We start from the raw sequence: 11,158 nt of genomic DNA, 5'->3' as shown, positions 1-11,158 counted from the left end.
CAGCAAAGAATAATCAGGCAGAATATTTTTGCACACCACCGTGCCTAGCAAGTACCAAGCCATCTGATTTGAACAGCAAAGTGCGTCGAATTTGATGGTGCCCGGGAGGGGAGGCAAACCGCACAGCCTTACATCCGACGGAGTGAGCTAATCAATTTAGGAACCTACAACACACTTTGATAAAAAACAACAGACAATCGAGGGGGGGATTGATTTACTTTTGGTGAGGGCGTTGAGGGTATCTGGTGCGGTTTGAGGCGAAGCAGGTTGAGGGATATTTTGGGGGCCAGTGAGTCACTCCAGGCAGAGCCGAGAGTGACTCACTGGCATCCCCTCCGAAATAGCAAGCAACATCACTATGCGTTGCCGGCAATTTTCCCCTGGTCGGCCTGCGGTTTCTTCTCTTCCCTGGGCCGTTCCGGCACCGGTTACGGCTTGGGCGGTTGCTTAGAGAAATTCGGCCCGACGGTTCTGCGACCAGGCGCTTTCGTCCGAGCCGGCAGCGGCCGGGCGCTCCTCGCCGTAGCTGATGCTGTTCAGACGCTCGGCGGCAACGCCGAGACTCACCAGATAATCCTTGACGGCTTCGGCGCGGCGTTGCCCCAGCGCCAGGTTGTACTCGTCCGAACCCCGCTCATCGCAGTGCCCCTCGATGCTCAGCCTGGCGGCCGGATTCTGCCGAAGCCACTCGGCGTTGCGAGTGAGGATCGCCTGCGCTTCCGGTGTCAGGGTGTACGCATCGAACTCGAAGAATAACTTCTCCAGTTTCAGCAGGGAGGCGACCGGCGCCGCGGCCTCGCTTACCGGTTCAGCGTTGAGCCGGGCTGGCGCTGGCATCGGCGCCTTGTCGCTGTCCGCAACCCTGGGCTGCACTACCGGTGCCGGAGGCGCGATCTCGGTGACGGGAGCCACGGGTTTCTTGGCACAGGCGTTTGCAGTCAGCAGGCAGGCGGCGGCAGCGAGTAGGGTCATGGTCGATTTGTTCATGGCGTTTCACTCCTTTTTCAGTTGGGTTTTTGGTGTGTGGCCAGACCGCAAAGCCCGTAACAGAGGCGGCCTGCAGTGGCACTCCTGCCGAAGGAGCAAGCGGCCCGGCCGGGATTTCTTCAGGAAAAAACGGGAGGGGGTGACGACTCGGACATTCCAGCCGTTCACTTGCGCCGGTCACGCCACCGTTATCCTCCCGAAATCACTCTGCAGCTTCTTGTCTTTTTAATTCGAGGCGGTCCGGGTTGGTCATCGCCCCGATTGCCAATCCCGTCAGCACCCCGACAACATGGATCAGATGTCCGACCAGGATGGCAGCCAGTCCACCTTGCGGATCGATGCCGCTTCCAAGACTTGCATAGAAGAAGAGGCCGATAAAGGCAAGGAAGTCGAGACGAATCGTGAGCCGTACGGGAGTGAACAACGGGAGAAGGTCCAAAACGGGCGGTGCGAATTCCATGCTCCGATCTGTGCTTCGGGCAACGAAGAATCCGAGCAGACCGGCGATGGCTCCTGACGACCCGAGGCTATGCAGGGGTCCCAGCAGAGAGAGCGGATACATCAGGGTCCCTGCACCGCCGGTAACGATTCCCGACAGCAGGTAAAGACCAAGAAAATGACGGCTGCCGAGACGCTTCTCGACCAAGGGCCCGACCGACCAGAGGAAAAGCACACACCCCCAGAGCTGCCAGCCCCCGGTGTGCAGAAACAGTGCGGTGATGGCGCTCAGCGGCACATCCCAGAAATCAGGTTCCGCCGGCACAAATGCCAGGTGGTTATGGGTAGAGGGTTCAAGATGAAGCGTCAGACCATAGTAGAGCAGAAGGTCAAGGAGGATGATGCCGTAGGTGCCCCAAGGGATCCACTGCTGCCGGCACTCCTCCGGCACGACCCGCTCCCAGAGGACGTTGAAATGTTCCGCCAGGCCGGCCATTGCTTCCTGCTCGGCGAGCACCCCGCGAACCATGATGAAAAGCAGATAGATGACCGGCAGGATGATGAAGCCGGTGGACAACAGGCCTGGACCGAGCAGGGCCTGCAGGCCGGCCAGCCCCAGGATGAGCAGGCCGCACTGGACCAAAAACGGCTGTCCCGCAATCCGGACAAAAAATGACGTTCCTCCCACCCCGATCGGCTCGTCGACCGACGCCCCCCCCTGACTTGCAGAAGGCGGTAGCCACTCCTGGGCCCTGCGTTCCTGTATACGGGCGAATTTGGTGAAGAAAATGCCACAGGCGTTACAACTTTCCCCCTTGTCCTGGCTATGTCCACAGGCCGGGCAAACACAGGGAGCCGAACCTTGGAGCGGCGGGGAGACGGGTGGCCCGTCATTGCGGGGTGCAGCGACGTTTGCCACCGGTTCCATCGGTACCACGGCAGCTAACGCACCCAGTTTATGGAAGGAATTGCACAGACTATTGGCTTTTAGCTCGTCGAGATTTTTCTTCAGGACAAAGGCGCCGCCGGAAAAAAGCCGATCAACGGTTTTTCGGTCGAACCCGCAGAATTTCTGCAGGTTCTCCTTGACCTCCTCCGCATCGAATTCAAAGCCGATCTCACCCTTGAAAACGATCTTGTACAATCCGTCTTGCATTACATCCTTTCCTTAGCCGCAGGTCGGGGAGCAAGGTCCAGTTTCTTGACATCAACGGAAAGATTCCCCTGAATGCCCTCCTGCCAACAGAACGACATTTTTTCCTTGGCGGCGTCGCCAAGAACAAGGTGCTCAAGGCCTTCGGCACCCAGATTTTCTTTGACGACCAGGACGTGCACCTGTCACCGGCCTCGAAGCTGGTCCCCTCCGCCCGCATCCCTACAATCGATCGATAAAAACGATCGCCTTGCCAAGCAGCTCCGGAACCATTTCCATGTTGTTCCTGAGCATCTCATGACGGATGTTTTCCATGGAGTCCAGATAATAGCTCTTGGGGACAAATTGCATCCCCACCGAAATGGCCAGCAACAATCCAAGAATCACTGTGCCCCGCGGGATCAGGTTTTGCACGATCCCTTGTTTCCGCACCCTGTAGCCAGCGAAGGGCAAGCCCGGTTTAATCCGCGAGAGTTCCCGGTCTGGTCCGCAGGCGTCATAAATGGAAACAATCCACATCAGAATAGAGAGTGGTATGGCCGCAAACGCGGCTGCCAGATAGAATTCGAGAATCAACCTGTCGTGGCTGGTCTTGAGAACAGGCCAGACGTTCTGGGTTATCACCAGGACGAAAGCGAAGGATATCCCCACCAGTCCGAACAGCAAAAAGAAGAGCCCCTTTCTGGGCTGGCCGTTCAGGAACTGGCCCCATCCAGGGAAAAGAAAGGAACAAAGAGGGGGCCAGATTCCATTGTCCACACCCCGGAAAGGTTCGGACCTCGAATTTGTAGCCCTGTTATAGGCGTCAATGGCATTGCACAGCCATACAACGAGGCCGGCGATAAAGAAAAGGACGAGCCCGATGATGGGCGCGAACATCGGAATGTCCATTTCAGAGATAAACCGGCTTACGGAAGACGGGAAAAATACGAGGCAAGATAGCCCCGTGTAAAAGAAAAGCATGGATGCCAGAAATTTCGATCCCGATCCGTAATCCCGGCTATACATCTGCCCGCTTCCCCATATGAACATTGAGAAACTGAACGACAATGCCGGACTTTTTTGCGGGGCCTTGGGGAAAGGGCGTCTCTCTGTCCGGATTTTTTCCTCGAAATTCCCCCTTTTCTGGTTATCGATGGTCCGGCTTTTAGCCGGTGATTTCTCCCACTCCTCGTCAGAAACAACCCAAATTTTTTGATTCATTTTTCCCCTCTGTTCTCATTGAAGATTGCGGCAGCTTCGCTACCCCTCGCTGATAAACGGAGCAAATGGCAATCAAACGCCTGAATCTCTCCTTTAAACGGCGGGCAAGAAATCAATCGGATACAAGATGGTCGTCTTCGGCACGTCTTCTTTCGGACCGAAATTGAACCGCTTGACGCGTTCGACAATCTGGGCGACCAACTCTGGCGAGGCCAGATCGGTGGACTCCACCGAACACGCGGACACTTCCCCACCCGGTTCGATGGTGATTCGCATCAGGATCTTCCCGCGCAGTGTCGGATTCTTGCGCAATTCGGTGTTGTAGATCCGATAGAGCGCCGCCTTGTATCGGTCGAATACGATCTGGATTTCTTCATCGGTTCGGGCCGGACCAGCACCCGAGCTGAGCGGCCGCGACTCTTCGGCCAGGCCCGCGACAGCACTTTCTACCCGGGCGAAACCCACCCCGCCAATTCGATCGGCATTGCCGCCGCCGCCACCGCCGCCGCTGCCGCCCCTGCCGACACCATTTCCGCCGCCGCTGCCACCATATCCGAGATTCCGGCTGACGCCGGCATTGCCGATGCCGCCGCTGGATCCCTGTGCCTGCATCGCCACCAGCGAGCGTTGTGCCTGGGCCTGCCCTGCCGCCTGCGAGGCGTCCTTGCTCAGACGAGCCTCGGCGCCGAGCCTCGCCACGGGGATTTCTTCCATGAGGTCGGCAAAATCGCTCTTGAACGCCAGAAGACCGGTGTTTTCGGCTTTTTTCCGCGCGAGCTGGACCTCGCCGGGGGTTCCAGGTTTCGGCTCTCCCTTGGCGGCCGGGCGCTCCTGAGGTTTTTGCTGCTCAGGTTGGGTTTTCTTCTCGGTTTGACCCTGATCGGTCTGCGGCTTCTTCTCTTCCCTGGGCCGCTCCGCCACCGGTTCCGGCCTGGGCGGTTCCTTCTTGACCAGCATGGCCAATCGTTCCGGAATCTCAACGACGAGGGCCATCCGATCCGGCACCGGCACATTCACGAGGGGAATGAGATAGCCAAGGACCATGCTGAAGAACAACGCAGTGAGCATGGCGCGGCGGAAGCGCTTTTCGCACTCCCCATCGGTAGTCCAGGGCATGACCAGCGCCCGGGGAGGAACGGGGGAAATCTCCCGCTCGATGATGAATTCTTCCTTGCGCCGCTCATCACGGGCATGGGCATCGTTTACCTCATCAAACAGGTAGTCCAGCTCATTGAGGCCGTCGTTGACCTGCGCCTTGAGCGCCGCCTGTTTTTCCAGAACCCCCCGTATCTCTCCTTCGAAACGGGCAACCCGACCCCGAAGTCGATTAATGTGTCCGGCAGCATCGGTAACCTCCGGCACTCCCTCCCAAAAGAGCTCGCCCGCTTTCAGTTCGGTCAGCTTGTCGAGCGCATTGCAGGCATCCCGCAAGGCGTCGAACCGCTGTCTGTCGGCGGAAAACGTTTCGAGCTCTGCCTCTACCACGCGCAGCTCACCTCCAAGCACCTCGAGTTTCGCCCGAGTCTGCTCGATCTGCGCGTTCAGTGGCTCCAATTCCTGTGTCAATAAGGATGTATTCACGGGATTCACCCTAGCTTTGCGAGGCCTTCTGGATGACCGCGAGAGAAATCTTCCCGTATCCAGACCCCGTGCAGGTTGACATTATTTTCTTGAGCGCACTGAACGGAATCGTTTTATCTGCAAGGATGGTGACCTCCTTGCTGTCGACGACCGTCTTGGTGCTTATCCCGATAATATTGCGTTCAATCTGATCCAGCCGGGCGGTTACCGCCGCAATCGTCTCATTCCTGGATGCAAGCAGTTCGGGGGTGCCGATCACGGCTTGGCCCTGAACCAGCACAGCCTCCGGACTGACCATGATCACGACCGTTTCCCTTGGCTTGGCCTCGATCACCGAGTGGGGCAGTTTGATCTCCTTGGGGGATTCCACAACCTCAGTGGAGCCCGTGTTGAAAAGCAGGAAGAACACCAGAATGGTAAAGACATCCATCAGCGACGTCAGGTTCAGGCTTGGCACCTTTTTCTTGTTGCGCCCCATCCGTCTTAGGCGTCTGGTATTCGTCATGGCGCGTCTCCAATCGATATGTCGGGGAACAGCTCTACTTTCTGCATCACTTCACTCCCCGCCACCCGTACTTCGGCGCCACGAAGCGTGTCCATGACCTGAATCAGGTAGTCGTATTCGATTCCCGGCTCCATCAAAACCGTTGCCTCTTTCTTCTCCGGGTAATCGGCCTTCAGGCGGACGAGCATTTCGGACAGCAACTTCAGATCGTACTGATTCCCCGTCTTCGGGATGGCAGCCACCACTGACGAGCCGTTGGCAATCTCCAGCCCGGCATCACGAACGATCACTTCGATAGTGAAGTTTGGCTTTACAATAGCCGCCCCACCGGCGGCGGTCGGCACGCTCAACTCCATGACCGTCACGCGTGAGAAAACGGCACCGATAAGCAGAAACGGTATGAGCACCACCATCAGATTCATGAAGGTGGTCATATCCAATTCGGAAGGTCCTTCCGCCCGCCGCCTGTAATGATGTCGTCTCGACATAATCAGCCCGCCTGGAATTGGCGTTTGGCGGAATTGGAGATACTGTTCAGCGCCTTGACCGATGCCATCTCGAGGCTGTCGATGATTTGCCCCGTGGTGGAGGCGACCTTGGCATGGATCAACAGCAGAGGTATTGCGGTTATCAGACCAAATGCCGTGGTGTTCATGGCGACCGATATGCTGGCGGACAACAGGTCGGCCTTTTCGGCAGGGTTCGCGTTGGACACCGCGGTGAACGCCTCGATCAGACCCATGATGGTGCCCAGGAGCCCAAGCAGGGTGGCAATGTTCGCGAGCAGAGCCAAATAGGAAGTTCGTTTTTCGAGCTGTGGGATGATCTCCATCATGCTCTCTTCCATGGCGATCTCGATGTCTTCACGACGCCGCACCGCGCCCTGGCGCGCCAGCCCCATGCCCAGCATCTGCGAGATGGTGGACTTGTCGTCGTTGACCACCTCCCGTGCCTTGTCGAATTCGCCTTCAACCAGCATCGGATGCAGCAGGTTCCACATTTTGCGATTCTCGTTCCGGATGCGGTTCAGGTGGATCCAGCGCTCAACCGCGATGGCTGTTCCAACTGCAAACACGAGCAGTATGGGCCACATGAAAATCCCACCCTCTTGAAAAAACTTGACCATCGAATAGATAGATCCCATTACTCAATCCTCCCATTAATGAAGTTTGTTATTGAGCGGTGCTGACTTCATAAAAGGCCAGCTGCCGCATGAAGACGTCTCGGTCCACCGGCACGTCACCCTCGTTCAACATCCTTTGCAAACTGGTCTCCACGCCCATTTCGGAGCTTTTCCACGGAACGATATACAGGGATTTCGGGGCTTCATCATTGCCGACGATGGACATGCCCGAAAGCTCCTTGGGTTCAGATTCGTTGTCTTCAGCCATGGCCGTTACGACTGAAACCAGGCTTACCCACAAGATGAGAACCAATATCCGATTCATTTCACCTCCTATCGCTTAAGGCGGGCGCGCAGGTCGGCAACCCACATTTTGACTTGTTCATCCTTGGGCATGGCCTCGCTGTAAATCTCGTATTGTTCAAGGGCACATGCCTGGTCATTCAGGTACAGGTCGCAGAGAATCCCGAGATTTCTGCGAGCCGGATGATAATCGGGAAAGGTCGCGAGCGTCTTTTCGTAGATCGTCCGGGCTTCGGCAAATCGTCCGGCTTTGCGTAACAACAAGCCGTATTCATTACTCGCCACCGGGTGCTCGGGAACCAGTTCCAGGGCCGTTTTCAGATGCTTTTCAGCATGCTCCAACTGGTCGATTTGCTTATAGGCAATGGCAATGTCGACGTAAGGCGCCGTGACTCCCGGTGACCTCTCGATCACCTTTTCCATAAGTTCGATGGCCTTTTCATAGTCCTGGTTTTTCATCATCGCGAGGGCGTGCTCGAAATCCCTCCGCCCCTCTGCATCCATACTGGGTGTTTCCGTGATGATGAATCCCGTCCGGCCATCCATAAGCGGCGCCACCACCGGACCCGCCGGCACGGAGGGTTCCGCCGCCAGGACGGGTACCTTATCTACGGCCTCTGTCTTAGGCTTTTCAACGATGGCACACCCGGCAATAGCCGATAAAACGATCCCCAGAAACATGACTCGGGATGGGATTCGTACTATTAACCACTGCAACAGCTGTGTCTTTATGCCATGCATAGCATTGCTCCCCGTCGCTCGATCCATTCTTATTGCACTGTAGTGGCCGGCGGAGCCGCCGCGGCCCTCACCGGCGCTTCTGCATCCCCCGGAGCATCTACCTGAATAGGCACTTCCAACTTCACCGGTTCTACCACCTCCGCCAGCGCATCCACCTGAATCGGCACTTCAGTTAGAGCTGGCTCCGAAAGTGGCGCTGCTTCTGCGTTTTCAACCTGCTCGCCGGGCTCTTCAGGCATGGCTCCCGCATCGAGCACAGGTCCTTCGGCCAGCGGCGCTGCCGGCGGTGACGGCCTTTCCAGCGCGAAAATGTAGGTATCCAGCGAACTGACGATGTCGCTGGTTTCTTCCGGCTTGGCATAGCGCGCGGGCACGAACACCGCCAGTTTCTGCAGGCTCTTGTCGACCCAGCCGTTGTAGATGCCCTGGGAGATCAGCTTGAGATTGCTCTCGTGGACCTCAATGGCCTTCTCCTCGAAGGGATACGCCTGCTCTTCGATGGCCAGCTCGTACTGTTCCAGTTCCATAGCGCTCAACCCCTCGGGACGCTCGGACTCCATCAGGGCCTTGCTGAAGTGGGCATTGATCTCGGCCAGATAATAGGTCGCCGCGGCCGTGACCTCCCCGATTTCATAATCGAGGAGCTTGCCGAATTCCTGCACGGACCCCTTCATCAGATCCCGTTTCCTGCGCAGGTTGACCTCGAAGGGTTGTGCCAGCCGCACTTCAACGAACCGCTCATATCCCGGCTCCGCCAGCACCAGTGCGGCATGCGCGGCCAGATACCGGGTCCGGTCGGTACGCTCGCCCCCTGCCGCTGCGTCGATCGCGACGATCTTCCTGAGCTCGTTCAGATAGTTCGTCTGGTCGTTCTCCGCCTTCAGCATTTCGGCAATCTTGCTGCGCGTCTCCAGGTTGAGCTCCACCGGTCGGGGGAAATAGTCCGCGTAGCGCCGGTAAACCTCGAGCGCCCGGGCGCCGCTGCCCGCCTCCACATGCAGTTCCGCCGCGATCAGCAGGGCCTCCCGCCGTACCTCGTCGTCCTTGGCTTCCCTTTCGATGCGTTCAAATTCGTTGGCCGCCAGGGAAAGCTGCCCGTCCTCCCGGTAGACGAAGGCCATTTTCTTGGTCACCTCGGGCTGCAGTTCGTGATCGGGGAACAGGCTGCGGAATCCCGTCAGCACAGTAGCCGCCATTTTCCAGTCCTTGAGCAGGATCAGGGCAGCGCCCGCGTCGTACTCGGCGGTCGCCCTGATCCTGGAGGTCGGGGCCATGCGGCCCACCCGCAGGAAATGATCTGCCGCGGCCCGATAATCCGCGATGGCATTCGCCTGTTCACCCTGCTTGTAAATCGATGCGGCGAGATTGTCGACCAGCGCATCGCGCGTCTTGTCGTCCGCGGGCAGCAGGGCCAGAACCTGCGCATAGGCAGTTTCCGCCTCGCTGTAGCGGAGAAGTTCGTAGGACGAATGACCGACGACAAGCCAGGCCGATCGCAGCACCTCCGTCTCAGTGCCGGGAAAGGCCTCGATAAGCTTGTGCGCGGCCGCCAGTGCCGGCTCGAAATCCTTCATGGCGTAGAGATCATCGGCGGCCGCCCCGAGGACGATCGCCGCCTTCTCGTGTTCAGGGAAGGTCTCGGCAAACTTCAGTGAACTGCGGACAACCTCCCGCTTGACCGGGTCTATGTCCGCCGGCGAGACGGCGCCGAGATGCTCACGGTAGGCGTAAACCGCCGCATAGCCGGCCGTGGATGATTTCTCATGGCGCGGATAGTTATAGGCCGTCTTTTCGTATTCCACTGCCGCCTGGTCGAACAAGCGGTTTTCCAGAAGCAGATCGGCCAGCTGATAATTGATGGTCGGCGATTCGAGGTCCATCGGGAACGAGGTGAGAAACTCCCGATACCAATGCAGCGCCTGTTCGAAATTCGTCGGCTTTTCTTCCCGGTGCCGCGGGTCCTGGTAGAGCGCGTGGTAATGATTGGCCAGGTCCGTCAGGTTGGTTTTCAGGTAACCCAGGACTTCGGGACGGGCACTCGGCTCAAAGTACTGCCAGTATTCGCTCTTCAGGCCGTAATTCCTGGCGAATGCCTTTTTCGCATCCAGGACGAGACTGGGAAAGCCGCCGGCGGCATGAATTTCGATGACCCGCATGTGGAAGCGAGGCGACATCTTGTGAAACGGATTGCGACTCACGAAGGCATCGTAGGTGGCGGCGGCATCATTGTAGCGGCGCTTGTCGAAGTAAAATTCGCCGAGGTTGCTGTAGACGCTGTCTTCGTAGCTGCGCGTGCCGTGACTGGAAAAGTAATCCACTACGGAACCGGGGCCGCCGAGGTTGGAAAAACTCAGACTGATAACACGGAAGGTGTCGTCCATGCGCTTGCGCTCCTGCTCGTCTTCGGTCTGCGCGAAGTCGTAGCCGACGGACACCTTGTAATCCAGCAGCGCAATGAACCTATGAACCGCATCTTCATAGAGATCCTGCTTGTAGAAGTTCCAACCCAATTTGTACAAGGCAAACGGATAGAAAGACGAACTGACGCCGATCTTCACGATGGTCGTGTAGGCATCTTCGGCATCCAGGTATTGCCGGCGCGTAAAGAAGTATTCAGCACGTCGGAACTGCACTTCATCGATATAGTGCGACCGTGGGAAGTCGCTAACCAGTCGGCCCATGACCTCCATGGCCTCCTCGACCCTCCCCAATTCCTCGTAGGCACGGGACATCTGGTACAACACCTGGTCATTGCGCTCGTACAGAGGGTAGTCGTTCAGCAGTTTCTTGTAGAGCTCGATTGCCTCGAGAGCCCCGGCCCTCTCGAGATCATCAGCCCCTTCCGGAAGGGCTTCCGCCACCGATACAGGCGCCAGGCTTGACGTCCCCTCCCCTGCGTGGAGTGGGGGACGCCCGGGCATCGGTTGGCCCTGAGCGGCGGCTGCGCCTCTCACGGGTGAGGGCGAATGGGCTGGCAGTTGATTCGCCGCCTCCTGACCGCCGCTGAGGAGTCCGTATTCTCTCTCGACCTTCAGGTCGGCCAGCCGACGGATAGCCTCGGGCGTCAAGGCGGAGTCCGGCGTCTCGGCCAGGAAGCGCTGGTAGCTTTCGATCGCCTTCTCGA

Annotated in this window: 11 protein-coding genes; all 11 read right to left on the bottom strand. The window is 57.9% G+C overall.

Annotated features, from left to right (window positions below):
- Positions 1-447 precede the first annotated feature (447 nt).
- Complete coding sequence (gene pal / locus VD811_13900) at positions 448-987, bottom strand: peptidoglycan-associated lipoprotein Pal (protein ID HXV22076.1); 540 nt, start codon at positions 985-987, stop codon at positions 448-450.
- A gap of 202 nt (positions 988-1,189) precedes the next feature.
- Complete coding sequence (locus VD811_13895; protein HXV22075.1) at positions 1,190-2,581, bottom strand: rhomboid family intramembrane serine protease; 1,392 nt, start codon at positions 2,579-2,581, stop codon at positions 1,190-1,192.
- Positions 2,581-2,760: a hypothetical protein gene (locus tag VD811_13890; GenBank protein HXV22074.1), complete on the bottom strand. Its 180-nt coding sequence runs from the start codon at positions 2,758-2,760 to the stop codon at positions 2,581-2,583. The genes VD811_13895 and VD811_13890 overlap by 1 nt, the downstream gene beginning before the upstream one ends.
- Before the next feature lie 40 nt (positions 2,761-2,800).
- Positions 2,801-3,781, bottom strand: a complete 981-nt coding sequence (locus VD811_13885; GenBank protein HXV22073.1) for a hypothetical protein — start codon at positions 3,779-3,781, stop codon at positions 2,801-2,803.
- A gap of 93 nt (positions 3,782-3,874) precedes the next feature.
- Positions 3,875-5,362 (bottom strand): AgmX/PglI C-terminal domain-containing protein, encoded by a 1,488-nt coding sequence (locus VD811_13880; GenBank protein ID HXV22072.1) that lies wholly within the window; start codon positions 5,360-5,362, stop codon positions 3,875-3,877.
- A 10-nt stretch (positions 5,363-5,372) separates the two neighbouring features.
- Entirely contained in the window at positions 5,373-5,867 is a 495-nt protein-coding gene (locus VD811_13875) for a biopolymer transporter ExbD (protein HXV22071.1), read from the bottom strand.
- Positions 5,864-6,307: a biopolymer transporter ExbD gene (locus tag VD811_13870; protein ID HXV22070.1), complete on the bottom strand. Its 444-nt coding sequence runs from the start codon at positions 6,305-6,307 to the stop codon at positions 5,864-5,866. The genes VD811_13875 and VD811_13870 overlap by 4 nt, the downstream gene beginning before the upstream one ends.
- 50 nt (positions 6,308-6,357) lie before the next feature.
- A complete protein-coding gene (locus tag VD811_13865; GenBank protein ID HXV22069.1) occupies positions 6,358-7,011 on the bottom strand; it encodes a MotA/TolQ/ExbB proton channel family protein in 654 nt (217 codons plus the stop codon).
- 28 nt (positions 7,012-7,039) lie between these two features.
- Positions 7,040-7,315: a hypothetical protein gene (locus tag VD811_13860; protein HXV22068.1), complete on the bottom strand. Its 276-nt coding sequence runs from the start codon at positions 7,313-7,315 to the stop codon at positions 7,040-7,042.
- A gap of 8 nt (positions 7,316-7,323) precedes the next feature.
- The gene (locus VD811_13855) at positions 7,324-7,974 is read right to left on the bottom strand and encodes a tetratricopeptide repeat protein (protein ID HXV22067.1); all 651 of its coding nucleotides are present in this window, start codon (positions 7,972-7,974) and stop codon (positions 7,324-7,326) included.
- An 89-nt stretch (positions 7,975-8,063) separates the two neighbouring features.
- The coding region (locus VD811_13850; protein HXV22066.1) for a tetratricopeptide repeat protein at positions 8,064-11,158 on the bottom strand (3,095 nt) is incomplete at its 5' end.

The organism is Desulfuromonadales bacterium, assembly GCA_035620395.1.
Classification (GTDB): Bacteria; Desulfobacterota; Desulfuromonadia; order Desulfuromonadales; family DASPGW01; genus DASPGW01.
The sequence above is the reverse complement of the archived record's forward strand: the minus strand, read 5'-3'. Positions and strand labels throughout refer to the sequence as shown.

What these genes read in the sequence shown, in the direction of transcription:
- VD811_13875 (HXV22071.1), bottom strand. Translation starts at nt 5,867, where the DNA reads ATGACGAATACCAGACGCCTAAGACGGATGGGGCGCAACAAGAAAAAG.
- VD811_13895 (HXV22075.1), bottom strand. Translation starts at nt 2,581, where the DNA reads ATGCAAGACGGATTGTACAAGATCGTTTTCAAGGGTGAGATCGGCTTT.
- pal (HXV22076.1), bottom strand. Translation starts at nt 987, where the DNA reads ATGAACAAATCGACCATGACCCTACTCGCTGCCGCCGCCTGCCTGCTG.
- VD811_13860 (HXV22068.1), bottom strand. Translation starts at nt 7,315, where the DNA reads ATGAATCGGATATTGGTTCTCATCTTGTGGGTAAGCCTGGTTTCAGTC.
- VD811_13855 (HXV22067.1), bottom strand. Translation starts at nt 7,974, where the DNA reads ATGTTTCTGGGGATCGTTTTATCGGCTATTGCCGGGTGTGCCATCGTT.
- VD811_13865 (HXV22069.1), bottom strand. Translation starts at nt 7,011, where the DNA reads ATGGGATCTATCTATTCGATGGTCAAGTTTTTTCAAGAGGGTGGGATT.
- VD811_13885 (HXV22073.1), bottom strand. Translation starts at nt 3,781, where the DNA reads ATGAATCAAAAAATTTGGGTTGTTTCTGACGAGGAGTGGGAGAAATCA.